Source organism: Gordonia sp. DT218, assembly GCF_049847105.1.
Lineage (GTDB): Bacteria > Actinomycetota > Actinomycetes > Mycobacteriales > Mycobacteriaceae > Gordonia.
Window position 1 is genome coordinate 1070393 of sequence record NZ_JBNCNS010000001.1, and the last position, 19751, is coordinate 1090143.

17 protein-coding genes are annotated in these 19751 nt (G+C 66.0%); 5 read left to right on the forward strand and 12 right to left on the reverse strand.

What is annotated here, in order from left to right; genetic code table 11:
* Positions 1 to 11: 11 nt before the first annotated feature.
* The 7 genes from ACPXCG_RS04990 to ACPXCG_RS05020 all read right to left on the reverse strand — a co-directional run bounded on the left by ACPXCG_RS04990 (position 12) and on the right by ACPXCG_RS05020 (position 8042).
* Complete coding sequence (locus tag ACPXCG_RS04990) at positions 12 to 1166, reverse strand: thiolase family protein (protein ID WP_425789666.1); 1155 nt, start codon at positions 1164 to 1166, stop codon at positions 12 to 14.
* A 78-nt stretch (positions 1167 to 1244) separates the two neighbouring features.
* Positions 1245 to 2759, reverse strand: a complete 1515-nt coding sequence (locus ACPXCG_RS04995; RefSeq protein ID WP_425789668.1) for a class I adenylate-forming enzyme family protein — start codon at positions 2757 to 2759, stop codon at positions 1245 to 1247.
* Between the two features lie 127 nt (positions 2760 to 2886).
* Positions 2887 to 4077, reverse strand: a complete 1191-nt coding sequence (locus ACPXCG_RS05000) for an acyl-CoA dehydrogenase family protein (RefSeq protein WP_425789670.1) — start codon at positions 4075 to 4077, stop codon at positions 2887 to 2889.
* 1 nt (position 4078) lies between these two features.
* Complete coding sequence (locus ACPXCG_RS05005) at positions 4079 to 4861, reverse strand: enoyl-CoA hydratase/isomerase family protein (protein ID WP_425789672.1); 783 nt, start codon at positions 4859 to 4861, stop codon at positions 4079 to 4081.
* 67 nt (positions 4862 to 4928) lie between these two features.
* Complete coding sequence (locus ACPXCG_RS05010; RefSeq protein WP_425789674.1) at positions 4929 to 6209, reverse strand: FAS1-like dehydratase domain-containing protein; 1281 nt, start codon at positions 6207 to 6209, stop codon at positions 4929 to 4931.
* Positions 6210 to 6304: 95 nt separating this feature from the next.
* Positions 6305 to 7807, reverse strand: coding sequence for a class I adenylate-forming enzyme family protein (locus tag ACPXCG_RS05015; protein WP_425789676.1), 1503 nt, complete (start codon positions 7805 to 7807; stop codon positions 6305 to 6307).
* 34 nt (positions 7808 to 7841) lie between these two features.
* Positions 7842 to 8042, reverse strand: a complete 201-nt coding sequence (locus ACPXCG_RS05020) for a hypothetical protein (protein ID WP_425789678.1) — start codon at positions 8040 to 8042, stop codon at positions 7842 to 7844.
* Between the two features lie 255 nt (positions 8043 to 8297).
* Here ACPXCG_RS05020 and ACPXCG_RS05025 point away from each other — a divergent pair, with 255 nt between their 5' ends.
* A complete protein-coding gene (locus ACPXCG_RS05025) occupies positions 8298 to 9056 on the forward strand; it encodes an SDR family NAD(P)-dependent oxidoreductase (protein ID WP_425789679.1) in 759 nt (252 codons plus the stop codon).
* A gap of 106 nt (positions 9057 to 9162) precedes the next feature.
* On the forward strand, positions 9163 to 10056 hold the full coding sequence (locus ACPXCG_RS05030; RefSeq protein ID WP_425789681.1) for an acyl-CoA thioesterase: 894 nt from the start codon (positions 9163 to 9165) through the stop codon (positions 10054 to 10056).
* 45 nt (positions 10057 to 10101) lie between these two features.
* On the opposite strand, the gene ACPXCG_RS05035 is transcribed toward ACPXCG_RS05030, so the two are convergent.
* From ACPXCG_RS05035 to ACPXCG_RS05045, 3 genes are read right to left on the reverse strand one after another with little or no spacing between them, the layout of a single operon-like run.
* A complete protein-coding gene (locus ACPXCG_RS05035) occupies positions 10102 to 12402 on the reverse strand; it encodes an acyl-CoA dehydrogenase family protein (RefSeq protein ID WP_425789683.1) in 2301 nt (766 codons plus the stop codon).
* A 17-nt stretch (positions 12403 to 12419) separates the two neighbouring features.
* The gene (locus tag ACPXCG_RS05040) at positions 12420 to 13205 is read right to left on the reverse strand and encodes an enoyl-CoA hydratase-related protein (protein ID WP_425789685.1); all 786 of its coding nucleotides are present in this window, start codon (positions 13203 to 13205) and stop codon (positions 12420 to 12422) included.
* Between the two features lie 8 nt (positions 13206 to 13213).
* The gene (locus ACPXCG_RS05045; RefSeq protein ID WP_425789686.1) at positions 13214 to 14203 is read right to left on the reverse strand and encodes an NAD(P)H-dependent flavin oxidoreductase; all 990 of its coding nucleotides are present in this window, start codon (positions 14201 to 14203) and stop codon (positions 13214 to 13216) included.
* A gap of 194 nt (positions 14204 to 14397) precedes the next feature.
* Here ACPXCG_RS05045 and ACPXCG_RS05050 point away from each other — a divergent pair, with 194 nt between their 5' ends.
* Positions 14398 to 15198, forward strand: a complete 801-nt coding sequence (locus ACPXCG_RS05050; protein WP_425789688.1) for a FadR/GntR family transcriptional regulator — start codon at positions 14398 to 14400, stop codon at positions 15196 to 15198.
* Positions 15199 to 15222: 24 nt separating this feature from the next.
* On the opposite strand, the gene ACPXCG_RS05055 is transcribed toward ACPXCG_RS05050, so the two are convergent.
* A complete protein-coding gene (locus ACPXCG_RS05055; protein ID WP_425789690.1) occupies positions 15223 to 15768 on the reverse strand; it encodes a DUF86 domain-containing protein in 546 nt (181 codons plus the stop codon).
* Between the two features lie 225 nt (positions 15769 to 15993).
* On the opposite strand from ACPXCG_RS05055, the gene ACPXCG_RS05060 reads away from it, so the two are divergent.
* Together ACPXCG_RS05060 and ACPXCG_RS05065 are read left to right on the forward strand one after the other, a co-directional pair.
* On the forward strand, positions 15994 to 16560 hold the full coding sequence (locus ACPXCG_RS05060; RefSeq protein WP_425789692.1) for a VOC family protein: 567 nt from the start codon (positions 15994 to 15996) through the stop codon (positions 16558 to 16560).
* 48 nt (positions 16561 to 16608) lie between these two features.
* Positions 16609 to 18198 (forward strand): FAD-dependent oxidoreductase, encoded by a 1590-nt coding sequence (locus tag ACPXCG_RS05065; protein WP_425789694.1) that lies wholly within the window; start codon positions 16609 to 16611, stop codon positions 18196 to 18198.
* A gap of 108 nt (positions 18199 to 18306) precedes the next feature.
* Here ACPXCG_RS05065 and ACPXCG_RS05070 read toward each other — a convergent pair whose 3' ends face one another.
* Positions 18307 to 19704 (reverse strand): FadR/GntR family transcriptional regulator, encoded by a 1398-nt coding sequence (locus tag ACPXCG_RS05070; RefSeq protein ID WP_425789696.1) that lies wholly within the window; start codon positions 19702 to 19704, stop codon positions 18307 to 18309.
* Positions 19705 to 19751 lie beyond the last annotated feature (47 nt).

Sequence of the window (19751 nt, forward strand, 5' to 3'; positions counted from 1 at the left end):
CCGGACCGATCTCAGGCGGCGTCGATGAGTTCGACAATGGTGGCGTTGGCCTGCCCGCCGCCTTCGCACATCGTCTGCAGTCCGTAGCGCAGACCGTTGGCACGCATGTGGTGGATCATGTCGGTGAGGATTCGCCCACCGGAACCACCCAGCGGATGTCCGAGCGCGATCGCGCCGCCGTTGGGGTTGACCTTGGCCGGGTCCGCACCGATGTCCTTCAGCCACGCGAGCGGCACGCTGGCGAACGCCTCGTTCACCTCGAACACGCCGATGTCCTCGAGCGACAGGCCCGACTTGGCGAGCACTTTCTGGGTGGCCGGAATGGGTGCCGTCAGCATCGTGATCGGGTCATCGCCCACGACGGCAACTGAGTGGACCTTGGCGATCGGCCGCACGCCGTGGCGTGCCGCGGCCTCTTCGCTCATGATCAGCAGCGCGGACGCACCGTCGGAGATCTGCGAGGCGTTGCCCGCATGAATGACGCCGTCCTCCTTGAACACGGTCTTGAGCTTCGCGAGCGACTCCTGCGAGCTGCCCCGGCGGATGCCCTCGTCGCGGGTGATCACCTCACCGTCGGGGGTCTTGACCGGAACGATCTGCAGGTCGAAGAACCCGTCGTCCTGCGCGGCCGCCGCACGCTCGTGCGACTGCACCGCGAACGCGTCCAGCTCCGATCGAGAAAGCCCCCAGCGCTCGGCGATCATCTCCGCGCCGATCCCCTGATTCGGCTTCACCCCGTCGTAGCGCTCCATGTACGCCGGGCTGTATGGCGAACCCTGGAAGGTGGCACCCGAACCCATCGGCACCCGCGACATGGATTCCACCCCGCCCGCGATGACGACGTCGTAGTGCCCGGCCTCAACGCTGGCCACGGCGAAATTGAGCGCCTGTTGCGACGAGCCGCACTGGCGATCCACGGTGACACCGGGAATCGTCTCGGGCCATCCGGCCGAGATCACCGCGTTGCGGGCGATGTCGTTGGCCTGGTCTCCGACCTGTTGGACGCATCCCCAGATCACATCCTCGACGACCGACGGGTCGATCCCGGCACGCTCGACCACGGCGTTGAGGACGACTGCGGACAGATCGGCGGGGTGCACCGTCGAGAGTCCGCCGTTGCGCTTGCCGACGGGGGTGCGGACGGCTTCGACGATGACTGCAGTCATGCTGTGCTCCTTGATGTTTCGAGTGGCGGGCTACGGGGATTGGACGGGATCTCGCTGAGCTACGGCAGCGGATCGGATTCAGACGCGCGTGGCCTCGAGGTCTGCGACGAGGTCGAGCAGGCGACGCCTGTCGACCTTGAGTGACACACCGCGCGGAAGTTCGTCGACGGTGTGGATGACGACGGGGACCTCGTAGCCGGTGAGCTGTCCGCGCACGAACGTCTTGAGATCGGCCTCGGTCGGGGGCGCGGCCCCGGCCACGAGTTCGACGACACCCACCGGCACCTGTCCTAGCCGATCGTCCGCGCGACCGAAAACGCAGGCGTCGAGGACCGCGGGATGCGCACGCAGTGCATCGGACACGACCTCCGGGTGGACCTTGAACCCACCGCGGACGATCGCATCGTCGGCACGGCCATCGAGGTAGAGGAAGCCGTCGTCGTCGAGATGCGCGAGGTCACTGGTGCGCAGCCAGCCATCGGCTCCCGTGCCGGTCTGCCCGGCGCGCACCTCGAGGCGACCGGTCTCACCCGTGGCGAGCACGGCCCCGTCGTCGTCGACGGTGCGTAGGTCGACGCCGGGGAAGGGGCGACCGACACTCCGGCGCTTGCGCGACCACCACTGCGCGTGCAGCGGTTTGGTCCAACCTGCAACCGCCCCGGAGAACTCCGTCGCCCCGTAGACGATCAACACCGGGATCTGATACTTGCCGATGAACTCGTCGGCGAGATCCGGGCTGACAAAGGCGGTACCCGCGGTGACGGCACGCAGGCTCGCCAGCTTCTCGGCCGGCACGTCCGCACTGAGCACCGAGCGCATCGCCGCAGGGGGCAGACTCGCTATGCGAGGCTTGTGCTCGGACACCGCCCCCACCCAGCCGCCCACGGTGAATCGCGGGAGCAGGACGAAGGGGCGCGCCTCGGTGAGCGCCTGCAGGACGGCCCACATGCCTCCGATGTGAACCAGCGCGAGGACGACCAAAGACACTCTGCCGGTGAGCGGGTCGCGCTCGGGTCCCGCCGCACCGGTATGGCGGTGGACCGCGGACATGGCTGCGTCGAGTTGGCGCCACGTGAGCGGCACCCGCTTGGGCGGACCGGTGGTGCCCGAGGTGAACATCTCGACCGCTACCGGATCCCGTTCGTCGGTGCCGGCAGGATAGCCGACACGCGGACCACCACATCGCTGTTCGACGCCTGCACCGTCGACGGCGAAGCCGAGAACTCCGGAATCGAAAGCCGCATCGGCGAACTCGTCCTCCGCCCAGAGGCTCGACGGGGCGAGGACGACCTGCGGATTCGAGTTCTGCAGGTCGCCGGCGATCCGGGCCGCGGGCTGCATCGGATTCAGCGTGACGATCGTGCGGCCCTTGCCCAGGATCGCCACCAGCGCCGCGATCGACTCGACCCGATTCGCGAGCACGACACCGATACGGGAGCCTTCTCTGCAGCCGACCCGATCGAGGGCCTCGTCGATGCGCTCGACGAGGTCGCGAATATCACCCCAGGTAGACCAATGTCCCTCGTGCTGAACCATGTTCGCGTTGTCGGGCGCTGCCCACAGCGCGCCGATACCGTCTCTGATTCCGGCCACTGACCGCCTCCAGTTCCGCCGTTGGCGAGAGTGTGATCGCGCCGAGTCGACGCCGTGAAATGAACCTAGAACACGTAGTTAACTATGTCAATCCGCATTCCGCTGAATGAGAATTGCTGCCGACAGGTCAGCGCGGCAGGCCGAGCCCCCGCTCGGCGATGATGTTGCGCATGATCTCCGAGCTGCCGCCGGCAATGGTGTACGCCCGGGCATACAGGAACTCGTCCTGCCACCGACCGTGATCGACGGCCTGTGCATCGCTGTCGACGAGGATCCCGGCCTCGCCGCACAGTTCCACACCCATTCGGGCGATCTCGACGCCGAGTTCACTGAACATGAGCTTCGCCATCGGCCCGTCCGACACCCGCTCAGCTTTCCCGGACCATCGACTGATGTTGGCGTACACGAGGGCCGAGAGCGCCTCGACCGATGCCGACAGACCGCCGAGGCGTTCCTGTACGGCGCCGTCCTCGATTGCGGGTTTGCCACCGATCGTGACTTGCCCGGCGAGCTCGACGAGCGCGGCGACGTTGCGCCGCAGGCGAACAGCGTTGGCTCCGACGCCACTGCGCTCGTGACCGAGGCTGGAATTCGCGATCGTCCACCCCTGGTTCACCTCGCCGATCAACGCGTCCGGGGCCAATTCGACGTCATCGAGGAACACCTCGTTGAAGTCCGACGTCCCGGTCATCTCCCGAAGGGGTCGCACCTCGACGCCCGACAGCCGCATGTCCACGATGAACGCGCTGATCCCCCGGTGCTTCGGCGCTTCGGGGTCCGTCCTGGCCAGCAGGTACCCGTAGTCGGCCCAGTGGCCGTTCGTGGTCCAGACCTTTTGGCCCGACACGCGGAATCCGCCTCCGGCGGTCCGTGTCGCCTTGGTCCGCAACGAGGCCAGGTCGCTGCCCGAGTTGGGCTCGCTGAACAGCTGGCAGAAGATCAGCTCACCGGACCGGATGCCGGGCAGATACTTCTCGCGTTGCTGTTCCGTTCCGAAATCGATCAGAGCGTTCGAGACGAGGTTCGCCGCGCCCTGGACCGCTGCCGGCGTGCGTCCGCGCGCGAGTTCTTCTCCGACGACCACGTCGCGCTCGGACTCGTGCGCCGGACCGCGTCCGCCGAAACGCTCCGGCCACGCCCCGCCGACGTAGCCGACGGCGAAGAGCTTGCGGGTCCAGTCCTTCAACAAGACGAGCTCGTCGGTGTTTTCCGCACTGCGCACACCTGCCTTGGGCGCAATGTCGGGTGCATGCTCCGCGACGAACGCGCGAACCTCTGTACGGAACTCTTCGAGTTCCGGGGTCATCCCGTAATCCATGTCAACGCACCTCGTATGCCCGAGTCGGGACTTCCGAACGCACGACCTGTGCTTTACCGATCGGATTGCCCAGCGACGTGTACGCCATACCTGTCGCCAGGGCCTGCGACCGCGTCGAATCCTTCGATTCCCAGATCGCCCGCACGCTGCCCTGAATCGCGGCCGGCGGCTTGGCGGCGATGCGAGAAGCCAGGTCCTGGGCACGGTCCCACAGCACGTCGCGCGAGACGATCTCGGTGACGAGACCGATCTCGTAGGCGCGCTGGGCCGACATCCGCTCATCAAGCCCGAGCAGGACCATACGCAGCACCTCCCCGATCGGAATGCGGTGGGCAAGGCCGATCGGCTCGAGCGCTGCCACCAGGCCGTAGGAGACATGCGGGTCGAAGAACTGGGCGTCGTCGCTGGCCACGATGATGTCGGATTCGTTGATCCAGTACAGCGCTCCGCCTGCCACCATGCCGTGGACCGCGCAGACCAGCGGCTTCCAGCAACCGTTCTGCTTGGGCGACAGATCGGCCCCCGGGTCACGACGGCTGAACACGTTGGCGGACACATACGTGCCCTCCTTGACGTCCATGCCGGTGCTGAACGCACGATCACCGGCGGCACGCAGGACGATCACGTGGACGTCGTCGGTCTCGGAGGCGAAGGCCCACAGCGACCGGAACTCTGCGCGCATCTGGTTGGTGAACGAGTTCATCCGATCCGGACGGTTCAGCGTGATCGTCAGGACGTGCTCATCGAGCTCGGCGATGACCGTGGTCAGTCCGCTCAGGTCCACAATTCCTCCTGGAGGCATTCGAGTGCTGGGCACCCGCTGAATGACAGATGTGTCGGCCGACTGCTGCTCACGCCTGTGCGGAACGACGCTTTTCCGCGCGCAGTTCGCCGTGCCGCTTGAGCATCTGCGCGGCGATCAGCTCCCACTCGGCAGGCGCGGTGGGCAGAATCGCAAGCCCGGTCTCGCGGCTCGGCAGCGAGATGGTCGCAGTCGCAGGACACGTGACCTCGCCGCGCTGACTCGTGCCACGGAATTCCACGTCGACGAGGTGCCGACCACCCTCGACGCGCTTACCGGTGACCTCACCGGTGAAGTAGTGCGTGTCGCCGAGGTAGTTGAATTTGCGCATCTGGCTCGACATCGACTCGATCCAGCCCTCATCGCCGATCCAGTCCGTGAGGTAATGCGTCAGCCAGCAGTCGCGCATCATGCCGTAGTCGTAGGCGGCGGGCAGGCCGATCGACCGGGCGTATTCGCTGTCCCAGTGGATCCGCTGGGCCACGTCGGGTACGCCCTGCTCGTTCGGGATGTAGAAGGCCGCGATGCGCTGGCGGTTCTTGTAGCCGAGGCGTCCCGCCGACGGCGTGTACGGCGCGAAACCGTAACCGCCGGAGTGGAACACCATCATGTCGGTGGCCGTCAACGGCCCCTTGACCAGGTCGCCGAGCGAGTCGCCGGCCTGCACGTCATCCCAGTATCTGGTCTGCTGCCCGCGCGGAGCCTCCGCGGCATAGAGCTCGTCGATCGCGGCGATCTCGTCAGGCGTGTAGGTTGCCGCCTCGATGGCGTCGTACTTCTTGCGCTTCTTCGACTCGTGTCGCTCGGTGTGGATGGTCAGGACGCGCTGCGCCTGCACCACCTCGGCTCGCTGGTTGAACTGAACGTGGATGCGCGTGACGAACAGCGACCGGCCGGCGAACTCTGACTCCTTGAGCTCCACCTTCTCGAACCCGTGGAAGGCGTAGATCGTGTCCCCGTCGTAGACGGGGCGGTACCAGTCGGTCTGACTGCCCGACACGAACACGTGGATACCTCGGAACGCCGGACGGCGGTGCTCGCGCGGCATCTTGTCTGCGAGCAGATCCTTGCGCAGCGCGATGTTGATCATCGGCGGCGCGATCTGTGCCCCCCACCGGGTGTTCTGCCCGTAGTCCTCGTCGACGAACAACGGGTTGTCATCGCCATACGACCGCGCGAAGTTGCGGATGACGTCGGGTGTGGCGCGGCTGAACTGCTCGCGCTGGGTCACGGCGTGATAGATGCCGCAGATGTCCTTGGCTCGCTGGATATCCGAGTCGAGGAACGTGTAGATCTCACTGTCTTCCTGCGACTTCTCCGCAGTGGTCATGAATGCCTCCGTGATCGGTGGCGCGGAACGAGTCGACGCCGGTGACACGCCCGCAAGCGGGCAGTGGGTTGTGGATGGGGAAACGCGGACCGTATTCACACGGGTGATGTCTGCTCGCCGAGTCGGTCGACGACGTGCCGGCGCACGAGCTTGCCGGTCTCGGTGCGGGGCAAATCGTCCCAGTACACGATGTTTTCGGGGGTTTTGCTGCTGCGCAATGAACTTCGAACGAACGAACGCAGTTCGTCGGTTTCGACCCTGGCTCCGGGCCGGAGCACCACCGCCGCCTCGATCCGCTGGCCCCATTCGTCGTCGGGCAGGCCGACCACCGCGACGTCGGACACGGCGGGATGTCGGAGGAGGACGTCCTCGATCTCGGCGGGCGCGATGTTCTCCGCGCCGCGGATGATGGTGTCGTCGACACGTCCGCCGACGAAAAGATATCCGGCGTCATCGAGGTACCCCTCGTCTCGCGTGTCGAAGAAACCGCGATCGTCGACCAGCCTCCCCACACCGGCATACTCGGCCGAGACCTGGTCGCCCGCCACACAGATTCGGCCGACCTCGCCGGGGCCGAGCACATCGTCCTCGCCACGGATCTCGATCTCGACGCCCGGCACCGGAATCCCGACCGATGCCAGACGCGCCCGAACTGAGGGGTCCGACGATTCGATCGCCGCGCGATGCTCGTCGGGACCGAGGACCGCAATGGTGGAGCTGGTCTCGGTGAGGCCATATGCGTTGACGAAGTCGACCTCGGGCCACATCGCGAGCGCGCGCTCGACGACTCGCGTCGGCATGGGCGCACCGCCGTAGGCGAGTCCGCGCAGAGTCGGGATCGACGGATCGACGCCGGAATCGACTATGCGCGCGAGCATCGTGGGCACCACGAGTGCGTTCGTGATGCATTCGGTGCGAACGGTGTCGAGCCACTGTTGCGGCGTGAACTGCTCCAGGACCATGGTCCGTCGCCCGGCAAAGAGATTCGTGATCACATTCGCAACCGCGGCAATGTGATACGGAGGCACGCTGACGAGCGCGGCGTCGGACTCGTCAGCGTTCGCGAATTCGACGGACCCGAATACGTAGGACGTGAGGTTCTCGTGACGGAGGAGAACTCCCTTGGGCGCGGACGTCGTGCCCGAGGTGTAGATGATCACCGCTGCGGCATCCGAGTCCGATCCGATGTCGGTGCCGGCGTCGACGACCTCTGCCTCGCCGAGCTCATGGAGCCACTCGGTCGGCGTGCGAACCTCGAGCCCGGCACGCTCGAGCACTGCGACCTTTTCCGGGTCGGCGATGCCCATCGCGTGGGGGTGGTTGGCCAGCAGCGCGTCGAGCTGTTCGCCTCCGAGGCGGTAGTTCACCGGGATCAGTGGGACGCCGGCACGTGCCGCCGCGAACATCGCAACCGGGAACGCGGGCCCGTTGACGGCCAGGTACACGATCGAATCGGCACCTGACCTACGTACCGCCTGAGCGCCGATCCTCGAAAGTTCTTCCAGCCGAGACGCGGTCAGGCCGGTAGCGCGTCGGCCGATGACCACCCGATCTCCGAAACCGTCCACCGCCATGTCCAGCAGCATGGAAATATTCACGCGTCACTCCACTCGTCGTTCGGTTTCGAAGCACTCAGTCCGAGGACGGGAGGGGCTTGGCGGCCTTGATCTCCAGCACCGCACCGTCGAGCGCGAGGCGCCCATGACCAGCCTTGGTACACAGCACCTCCAGTCCCGACGCATCGTCGACGTATCGCTTGCCGAGAAGCGCTCCGCCGATATGCTCGGCATCGATCCCCGATCCGTCCCCGGTGGGGTTCTTGCCATCGGACATCGCCACGCCTCCGCACGTCAACGTCACATTCCCCTCTGTGGAACGGACTACGACGACGGTCGTGGTATCGACTGCACTGGCCAGCGACTGGCCCACCTTGAGAATCACGATTCCTCCATTTCACGGGCGCCTTCCAGGGGGCGGTGCGCACAATCGCACCGTCTTCGGGCGACCCGCATCGACAACATAGTTTAGATAGTACTATAAGTGAACTAGGAACTATCGTGGATCTCCAAGACACCAAGGACCAGGAACATGAACATCAAAGGCAAGAAAGCCGTCGTCGTCGGTGGCGCTTCGGGTATGGGTCGGGCGACCGCCGAGGCTCTCGCCGCTGCCGGGGCCGATGTCGCGATTCTCGATCGCGAGAGCAGTGCGGGCAAAGAGGTCGCCGGCACACTCGGCGGCATCTTCCATCCGATCGACATCACCGACTTCGCCGGCGCCGAGCTGTCGCTCGCGAACGCCGTGAACGAGCTCGGGGCCTTGCATGTCGCGATCAACACCGCCGGTGGCGGAACGGTGAAGCGGACACTGGGCCGCAGCGGCCCCCATGACCTCGAGAGCTTCCAGAACGTGATAAATCTGAATCTCGTCTCGACGTTCAACCTCAACCGACTCCAGGCGTTCCACATGTCGCACAACGAACCTGAGGACGACGAGCGCGGGGTCATCATCAACACGTCGTCGATCGCCGCCTACGAAGGTCAGATCGGACAGGTCGCGTACAGCGCCGCCAAGGCAGGCATCGCAGCCATGTCCCTGGTCATGGCACGCGACCTCGGCCCGCAGGGTATCCGGGCGATGGCCATCGCGCCGAGCCTTTTCGCCACCGGTGCGACCGCCAAGTTCACCGACGAGCAGGTGGCTCCGCTCGTCGCCGACGCCGCGTTCCCCAAGCGCATGGGCCGCCCGGAGGAATACGCGAAGCTCGCCCTTGCGATCGTCGACAATCCGATGCTGAACGGCCAGGCCCTGCGCCTCGACGCCGGCCAGCGATTCGCACCTCGCTGAACCGGCCACCGCCCCCGAATCCGTGTCCGGCCATTCGCCGGGCATGGGCTCGGCGGAGCACACCGGTCGCCGACGATCGTGATGTGTCCGCGTGAAAGGACCTGGCATGCACCGGACACCCGGGACCGGCTCGCTGTTCTCCATCGATCGCCCGCCCGTCAGGGACATCCTCTCCGTCCGGCCGTCCGGACCGGACACCTTCCGTGGCGACTCGTACACCCGGGCACGCCGTGTGTACGGAGGCCAGACCCTCGGACAGGCGATGACCGCGGCCGGACGGACCGTCCACAACGACCACCGTCCACACTCCCTGCACGGCCACTTCATCCACCCGGGCCGCTCCGACATGCCCGTCGACTACACGGTCGAACGCATCCGCGATGGTGGAAGGTTCACCACGCGCCAAGTCCGGGGCATCCAGGGCGATCGAACGATCCTGATCGCGACGGCGTCTTTCCAGCGGATCGAGCACGGACTCGAGCACCAGGACACCACCGCGACCCCCGTGCCGACGCCCGAGGCACTGCCTCGTTTCGAAGACAGTGTGAGCCCACCCGATCTCGGCGACGCGCGCTGGCTGCACCGCCTGCTCTCCTCCGTCGGCGTCGAATTCCGATTCCCCGAAGAATATCCACGCCTGGCGAACAGACGCGGCGAACCGCGCCCTCCGGTGCAACGCGCGTGGATCAGGACCAGTGAGGCGCTCGACGACGACCCGCTGACGCACGCCGCCGGGTTCTCGTATTGCTCGGACCTGTTCCTGCTCTCGGCTGCGTTGCCACCGCACGCCCGGCACATCGACACTCCAGGCCTGCAGCTCGCGAGCCTCGACCACGCGGTGTGGCTGCATTCGCCCTTCCGCGCCGACGAATGGCATCTGTACGAGCAACACGGCTACTGGATGGGCAACGGTCGCGGCATCAGCAGCGGCCGCCTTTTCGATCGCGATGGAATCCTGCTGGCCAGCACGATGCAGGAAGGCCTGCTCCGCTTCAGGTAGGCCCAGTGCTTCAACCAGGCACAGTCGACCGCGATATATCCCTGCTCATCGGAGCCGATCCAGCAGCTCCGCGACGGCGCGGTCGCGCATCACCTCGGGTCGCACCAGCCACGCCTCGTTCGCTGTCGCTCTGCGCAACAGCAGATGGGCTGGATGCTCCCAGGTGAAGCCGATCCCGCCGTGGATCTGGATGCACTCTTCACTCGACCGCACGGCGACGGTCAACGCCTCCGCACACGCGAGATCAGCTGCGACGATCGCATCGGGGTCCGACGCCGGGAGGTCCGCTGCGGCCAGCACCTGACCACGCGCCCCCTCAGCGCCCACCAGAAGGTTCGCGCACCTGTGGGAGATGGCTTGGAACGAGCCGATCGGCCGACCGAACTGCTGCCGTTGCCCCGCCCACTCGACGGCAAGCGACAACGCCCTGTTCGCTATGCCAACGGAATCTGCGGCGATCAGAAGTTGGGCGTGTCGACGTGCTGCGGCGAGCGCTTCCACGGCCGTCGGTCCTGACGCGACCACCGTTGCCGGCGCGTCGGCGAATGCGACGACGCCGACAGTGGCGGTGAGGTCGATCGAGTTCTGCACCGTGACCGACGAGGCGGACCCATCCACGGTCACCAGCCGGAGCTCACCGGTGTCGGCGTCGTGTGCCGCGACCACCAACACCTCGGCTGCGGGGGCACCGGCCACCCGGTCGACGACGCCGTTGAGCACGCCCCCGGTCAGCGCGGGCAGACCCGCGTCGTACGCCCAGCCCCGATCGTCGACCGGGACGACGAAAGCGGCAGTCGCGCCGTTGATCACGGCCGCGGTGGCCTCACACGCGTCGCAACCCAGCAGGACCTGCAGTGCGACAGCAGTCGGCACAAGCGGAACCGGCGCGAGGTGGTAGGCGGCTTCCTCGATGGCCGCACACAGCAGCCGATCGGGCGCTCCCCCTCCGCCTAGCCGCTCGGGAGCGGACAGGCCGGGAAGCCCGAACGCCACCAGGTGCCGCCACAGGGCGACGTCGTATTCGCCCGGACGGTCTTCCCGCCCGAGGAGACGAGAGGTGTCGACACTCGCAGCAATGGATCCACGCAGAGCCTCGCGGATCGCGGACTCGTCGTCGCCGGGCGCCGTGAGCGGACGCCCCGGCACCACAGTGCGCGGACGTGTGCCCTCGCCGCGATGAGACGGCAGGCCCAGGACTCCCTCCGCGATCGTGTTCCGTTGGATCTCCGAGGTCCCCGCACCGATCGTCGCAGCGCGCGACATCAGGTAGCCGTAGGTCCACCGACCGTTCTCCACCACTCCGTCCGAGCGCGCCCCCAAAACCGCTCCGTTGCCGGTCAACCGCAGGGCCAGCCGGTGCAGATGCTGCTCGAACTCGGACTTGACGAGCCGGTTCACCGACGCGACACCGCCGGGATCTGCACCGCGCAAAACGGCGTCGAGCGCCCGCGCGCTGTTGGCGGTGATGCTCCGGACCGATGTCTCGGCCAGCGCGAGCTCACGCCGGACCAGTGGGTCGTCGGCGTAGCCGCGATCGACGGCGAGGCGCAACACCTTGTCCACGGTCGAGCGGTAACGGAACTCGTCGGCCAGGAATGCGGTCGCCCGCTCGTGGCCGAGGGACGTCCGCATGATGGACCATCCCTCCCCCTCCTCGCCGAGCCGGTTCGCCACCGGAACCACGACATCGTCGAAGAAGATCTCCGCGAAATGGTGACCGCCCGCCGCGTCGCGGAGCGGGCGGACCTCGATGCCCGGAGAGTCCATCGGGATCAACAGGTACGTGATCCCCGACGTACTCCGGCCCGCCGGGCCGGTCCGGACAAGGGCGAAGATCCAGTCGGCCCGGTCCGCCTTCGTCGTCCAGACCTTCTGACCGGTCACCCGGTACGAGTCGCCGTCCCGGACCGCCCGAGTCGACAACGAGGCGAGATCACTGCCCGCACCGGGTTCGGAGAAGCCTTGACACCAGAATTCGTCCGCACGCAGCAAAGGTTCCAGGAAACGATCGCGCTGCTCGGGTGTCCCGTGCACGATGATCGTGGGCGCCACGATGAACGACATCGCGCAGGGATGCTTGGGCGTGGCCGCTGCCGAGGTCATCCGGTAGTAGTCGAGCTGATCCTCGAGGGACAGCTCCATGCCTCCGACCGCAGCCGGCCACCCCGGCGCAGCAAGACCCGCATCCACGAGCTCGGACTGCCACGCGATCGACCTTTCCAGCCGGTCACGCGACGTGCTCGGCCGTGGCCGCCTGCGGTAGTCGTCGAGCAGCGCGGTCAGCCGAGTTCGCCAGTCGTCGCCGATCCCGTCGTGGGACACAACTGCGAGTTCCTGCTGCTTCACGTCGCTACCTTCCCCGGTCAATTCTGCTGCTGCGCATTTCGGCTGTCGAAGCGCGCGCCGACGTCCCGGCCGTCGCTGCGGAAGGTCACCGCGGCTTCGGCCTCGAGGCTCAACGCATGCGACAACGACGCTCCGGCCCCCTCTTTGAGTAGGCGCAGCATTCGCTGGACGGCTCCCGGATGCCCGCCTGCGATCTTGTGTGCGATCTCGAGTGTCCGACGCATGAGGAAATCGTGTTCGATGACCTCGTTTGCCAGACCGATCCGAGCGGCAGTCGCGCCATCGATCGGCTCACCGCTCAGGACGAATTGGATTGCCGCTGGGAGGCCGACCATGCGCGGCAGCATCGCACTACCGCCCCACCCGTTGAGCAGCCCGATCTGGGCGTGCGTGTCCGCGAACTCGGCGTGCTCGGAAGCGATGATGAACGAGCAGTTCACCGCGAGCTCGTAGCCGCCGGTATAGCAGGGGCCGTTCACCGCCGCGATCACCGGCTTGGAGATGGCGCGGACCACTTGGGTGGGCGTCGGCCCCTCCGTGCGCGGTGACGGCCCGGACAAGGCCTCGGGGAGATCGACACCGGAGCTGAAGCTCGTCCCCGCACCGGTGAGGACGACCACTCGGACGTCGTCGTCGCCGTCGGCCCGCCACAGTTCTTTCTTGAGCGCCTTGCGCATCGCGCGGTTGATGGCGTTACGCCGATCGGGCCGATTGAGGGTGAGGACGGTGACGAACCCGTCCTTCTCGACGAGCAGAGGCGGTTCGCCGGACTCCGAGGTCGTTGTTGCTGCAACGTCATTCATCACCGGCCTCACACTGCCCGCGCTCGGGTCACGACAGTCTCGCCGGCCAGACCGAGCAGGCGGGATTCCGCCTCGACCATCGTCCGCCGAACAACCTCACCGGCCGGCGGAATGTCGTTGATCAGCCCTTGGACCATGCCAACTGTCCACGTACCGAACTCCGCGTCGCCGTCTTCGTAGACCTTGCGCCCGCGCGTTCCCGCCACGAGATCCTTGACGTCCTTGAATCGTCCGCCCTTGTTCAGGATCTCGACCACTTCTTCGCTGATCGTGTTGCGCGACACTCGCATCGTGTTCCGGAGCTGACGAAAGATGAGCTGGGTGTCGAGCTCGGAGGCTCCGACGATCCGTTCCTTGATGTTCTGATGGATCGGGCTCTCCTGCGTGCACATGAACCGGGTGCCCATGTTGATCCCGTCTGCGCCCAGCGCGAGAGCGGCCGCAAGCCCGCGCCCGTCGGCGAAACCGCCGGAGGCGACGAACGGAATCGACAGTGCGTCGGCCGCGGCAGGTATCAGGACAAGTCCGGGTATGTCATCCTCGCCTGGGTGACCTGCACACTCGAATCCGTCGATGCTGACCGCGTCCACGCCGAGCGCCTCGGCCTTCAGCGCATGGCGGACACTCGTGCACTTGTGGATCACCCTGATGCCGTTTGCCTTCAAGTGCTCGACGTGGACTGTCGGATCAGATCCCGCGGTCTCCACGATCTGAACACCGGAGTCGATGATCACCTGCCGCAACTCCGCATACGGGGGCGGGTTGATCGACAGCGTCAGCGTCAGATTGACGCCGAAGGGTTTGTCCGTCATCGTCCGGCATCTGGCGATCTCTCGACCCAGCGCCGCTGGGGACGGCTGCGTCAACGCGGTGATGATGCCCAGGCCGCCGGCCTCCGAGACCGCGGCGGCAAGCTCGGCGCGGCCCACATGCATCATGCCGCCCTGCACTATCGGATGTTCCACACCGAATTCCTCGGTGAACCGGGTTTTCAACATTTGCTGCTCCTGGGTACAGGCCGACACGCGGGATAGGCGGCGACTGACAGTCTCTACGCCGCAGTTGCACTACGCTAACATAGTTATCTATGTTAGCCAACGACGAGCGTTACCGTGTCGGGACGCTTGTTACAGGTACCCTGGGCATATTTACCGGGTACTCATAGTCATCTTTGAAAGCGGTGGTGAAACGCATGGCCGAACAATCCGCAGTCGCTCCGGTCTTCGATCAGAGGCCGCTCTCGGGACGCGCGATCCGCACACCGAAGACCGCGGAGCTGGTCGCGGGCAAGCTCCGCCGCATGATCGTCGATGGGGAGTTGAAGGATGGCGACCACCTCCCCCACGAAGCAGAGTTGATGGAGCACTTCTCGGTGAGTCGCCCCACTCTGCGCGAGGCGGTCCGAGTGCTCGAGGCGGAGCGACTGGTCGAGGTCCGTCGAGGGTCTCGTTCGGGCGCCCGAGTATGCGTCCCGGGGCCGGAGGTCGTGGCGCGTCCCGCCTCGCTGCTCTTGGAACTGTCGGGAGCCACGATCGAGGACGTCTTCGTCGCACGCGAGGCGATCGAACCCGCGGCGGCACGCATCCTGGCAGAGTCCGGCTCCGAGGAGGCCTTCGCCGAACTCGAGGCGATGATCGATGAGGAGATCCCAGTCGCCTTCGCAGCAGGAGATTTCGGCCCCGCTGCAGCCCGCTTCCACCTCCGGATGGTGCAGCTGTCCGGCAATGCCGCGCTCGCGCTGATCGCCGGTATGCTGCACGAGATCTTCGAACGCCACACGACCAACGTCTCCCGCGACCGGTCGTTTGCCAACGCAGACGCCGGACAGGAGCGCTACCGGCTGTTCGTCCGCTCTCTCCGGCGGCTGATCAAGCTGATTCGTGAGCGCGACGGAGAAGCCGCGTTCGCCCACTGGAACAAGCACATGACAACCGCTCGCGAGATGTCGCTCGCCGGCCACGAATCCATCGAGGTCCGCGACATCCTCGACTGAATCCGGCGGACAGGTCTGCCGGATTCAGTCCCGGTAGACCCGCCCGTGCCATTCGACCGCCCGCCGCTCGAACTCTTGAAAGGCGGACACCGCCCGGACCACCACCGCCTCCACCTCTGCGGGGTCGGAGTCGAGGCACAGCTGAAGTACTACGTGGTGCGGGCCGTCGACGGGCCGGAGTTCTTCGGCGAGATCATGATCGATCAGGCCGACCGCGATCGCCGCCTCGAACGACTCGGCCAAGGTGGCAGGCGGCCGCGCGCCGAACCCCTGCACGACAGCAGTGTTCACGTCGACGACCAGGTCGAGCAGGTTCGCCAGTATCCGCTCGATCACCAGACCCGCGGTCGGATTGATCTCGAGCAGTTCGACATCGACCGGGCCGAGCTTCTCCAGCTGTCGTAGTGTGCGGCGAATCGAGATCAAGACATGCTCGATGCGCTCGGCATCTGTTCGGGAGAATGCCGAGACCGATGCTCGCGCCGCGATCTCCGTCAGTTCGATACCCGCCGGAAATCCGCCTTTGCGGGTCTCCGCCGTGGGCGGAAAATCGTCGGTGCCCGTCATCATTCGCCCATCCTCAGTTGATCGTCCGGGAACGTCAACACCGCCGTCCCGGTGGCCGGATCGGCGTCGCCGCATTCGACCAACCGATGCCCATTCCACCAGATGGTATGCACGGTGGACGCTGCACACGGGCGCGACGACAGTGAATCGTAGTGTGCAATCGGCGTGTGCCTTGCTGTCGCCGAGAAAACATCACCGTCGACGACAGTCTTGGAACGAGGATTCCCGATGAAAACACTGAGCGATCTACTCCGAAACACCTTGCAGCTGGGCTACGTTACAGACGACCTCGATGCCGCCGCGGAGTTTCTCGAATCGAAGCTCGGGACAGTTCGATGCGTCAAGAGCTACCGGTCGTCACTGGGTCGCCCGCTCGGTGATGCCAACGCATCGTCCGCGCAGCCGCCGGTCGTCGACGGCCCACACATCGTCGTCGACGGCACACTCGGGGACGAATGGGTCATCGACGTCGCGCTGGTCAACGCAGGTCCGACGAATCTGGAGATCATCCGGCCGGTGAGCGGTCGAGTAGACCTGTATCGCAACGGCATTCGGCCCGGAGCGGCAGCCACCTTCCATCACGCGGGCTTCCGGGTGGACGATTTCGACGAGGCGTCGGCGATAGTGGAGAAGAGCGGCCGATCCTGGGCTCAGTACGGCGCCACCGGCGGCGTACGTTTCGGGTACCTCGATCTCACTGCCGAACTCGGCCACTTTGTCGAGGTCATGGAGCTCGACGAGAACGGCGCCTCGGTGTTCGCCACGTTGGAGAACGCGTCGAACGCCGTCGCCTGAGATTCGTTTCGACCTGGAGTTCTCAGCATTCCTAGAAGGGGAGATACATTGCAGAAGAATGATTCCGACGATATCTACGACGTCATCGTCGTCGGTTCCGGTGCAGGACTGGTGGGTGCCCTCGCCGCCGCATCCCGTGGCCTGAAGACCCTCGTCATCGAGAAGACCGAATTCGTCGGCGGTACCACCGCCTATTCGGGTTCGGGTCTTTGGCTTCCGGGCAACGCTGCCGAACGTCGTGGCGGTGTCGACTCGGGCCCCGACAAGGCCCGGCCCTATCTCGATGAGATCGTCGGCGACGATGCACCGACAGCGCTCCGGGAGGCATTCCTGCAGACCGGCGCGCCGATGATCGACGAACTCGAGAGCTTCCCGCAGGTCGGACAGTTCTTCTGGCAAGGGGTTCCCGACTACTTCGAGAAAGCTCCCAACGCCCTTCCCGCAGGACGCACCATCTTCCCGCAGCCGCTCGAGCGCGCGGCCCTCGGCGACCTCGAACCGCTCGTCCGCCGACCGCAGTGGGCGGAGCGCTCCGGCGCGGATCCGGGCGACGAGATGACCGGAGGGCAGGCCCTGATCGGCCGTCTGCTGCTCGCATTCACCGAAACCGGGAACGGAACTGTCCGCACGAACACCGGGTTGGAACGGCTCGTCGTCGAGGAAGGCCGTGTCGTCGGCGTCGATGCCACGTCGAACGGAGAGCCCGTCACGTTGACGGCGCGACGCGGTGTACTCCTCGCCGCGGGCGGCTTCGAACGCAACCCGGAGCTGCGAAAGAAGTACCAGCCCGAGGCGCGCGCCGACTGGTCGCAGGGAGCACCGGGCAACACCGGTGATGCGCTCGTGGCCGGTATGGATGTCGGTGCGGCGACCGATCTGCTCGAGGAGGCATGGTTCGCTCCCGGACTGATGGTTCCGAACGACCGTCCGGTGTTCTATCCGTCGGTGTGGAGCGGTATCTGGGTGAATGATGGCGGCGAACGATTCATGAACGAACGCCTCCCCTACGACCGGTCCGGACACGAGATCCTTCGAAACCACAAGTCGTCAGACGTGTCTCACATCCCGGTCCACTGGGTGTTCGATCAACGACAGTTCGACAACGAACGCGCTTTCGCATCGCCTCCGGTCGCACCTCAATCGCCGGGATGGTTCGACGCCGACGAGTTCCTCGACGCCGGCCTCCTACACCGGGCGGACACGCTCGAGGAGCTCGCCGAGCTGATCGGTGTTCCCGCAGATGCGTTGGTCGCCAGTGTGAATCAGTTCAACGGCCATGTCCGCAGCGGCAAAGATGAGGATTTCGGTCGTGGCGACTCGCCGTGGGATCGCATCATCACGAATATGTGCGGCCCTCACGAGGACGGGCCCAATCCGTGCATCGGCCTCATCGACCGCGCGCCGTTCTACGCGGCGAAGATCGCGCTCTCAGATCTGGGGACGAAGGGCGGCTTGAGGACCGACGACCACTCGCGCGTCCTGTATGAGGACGGATCGGTGATCGCAGGCCTCTATGCTTCCGGCAACACGATGGCCCCGATGACCGGCCGAATCTACCCCGGCGCCGGAGGTCCCGTCGGCTCGTCGATGGTGTTCTCGTACCTGGCTGCGCTCGATATGGCGGGTTCGAACGCCTGAGGACCCACCCCGCTCGCGAAGGCTCCCGAGTCGAACGATTCGACTCGGGAGCCTTCGTTTCGTCGGTGGCGGCCGCCCCGGACATTCCCGGCGCGCGACGTCAGAGGTTCACAATTCCTGATGCGACTGCAGGTGCGCGCGCAGACGGAACGACGCCAGTTCAGTGTCCCCGGAGACCACGGCCTCGACCAGAGCGTCCAGCTCGTCGCGCTCGGCAGGCGCCCCGCTCCCGCCAACACAGACCTCGTGCGAGAACTGCGGTCCGGCGCACTGTTTCCACACCACTGCGAGAACGGACCGGAACAGCACCAGCACCGGGTCGCCGCTGAGATCGGCCATGCGGTCTCGCAGACACGCGCTGCAGCAGCGACCGTCAACACCGATCGCGTCAGCGGTCGGGGGCGCCGTTCGCATGACCTGGGTCAGCACGCCCATCTCGAGTTCGTCGCGAACCGCACGGAGATCGTCGATCGAGATGCCCCGATAGTCGAGGTAGAGCGCGATCGTCTCGACGGTCGCCAATGGGTCCGGGGCGAGGACGACGAGCCCGCCGCCCGGTCCGCGGCGCATCTGCGCGACGCGGTAGTACTCGAGTATCCGTATCGCCTCGCGGAAGACCGAGCGACTGACACCGTACTTCTCGACGAAGTAGGGTTCTGACCCGACCACCTCACCGATCTGGCGTCCCTCGTCCACGATGTCGTCGTGGATCCAGCCCGCGACATGCTCTGCGAGCTTCTTCTCGCGCGGCCGTTCGCCGGGGTCGGGGTCCATCGGCCGGGTCGCGGTCCGCTCCCCCGGTAAGGGGGCAACGTACATCCTCAGCCACGAGGTCGTGTCGTCCAGATGCGCGAGCAGTTTCTGATGGGCGAGGTACTTGTCACCGGCGATGATGGCATCCGCGAGCTCGGAATGCAGCTGAGCCGCATGTTGGAGCTCGCCGCTCCGGTCGTCGGTGACGGCGTAGGCACGCTGCGTGTATGCGGCGGTCAACCGCGCCAATACGTCGACGAACAGCTCGAGCAGCGGATTGCCGGACAACTCGCCCACCGTGACGTGGAAGTCGATAGGGGGACCGACCGCGCCGGCCGCACTCCTCCTGAGCTCTTGCACACTGCCTTCGGTCAGCGTATGCATGATCCGATCGATCGCCATCCGCTCGAACACGGACCTCGCGTAGACGAGCTGGTCCACAGTGGCCCCGAGATACTCCAACGAGATGACCAGGCCACGTATCGAGGACCGCGGGTCCGGGACGGACACGACCAATCCGCCGCCGGGCCCCTGGCGCATCTGCGCTGCTTGAGAGTTCTCGAGCAGGCGCACGGCTTCGCGCAGGATGGACCGTGATACCCCGAGCTGTTCGCGCAGCGCCGTCTCCGACCCGAGGACCTCACCGATCGGCCAGCCCCGATCCTTGATCTCTTGCTCGAGTCGTCTGGCGACGCCGACGGCGAGCCGCTCAGAGCCTCCGCCCGAGGACTTCCGGTCCGACTGGGGCCGCATACCCGCACTCCTTACCCCCTGCACGCCAGTCCTACACGAATTGCATG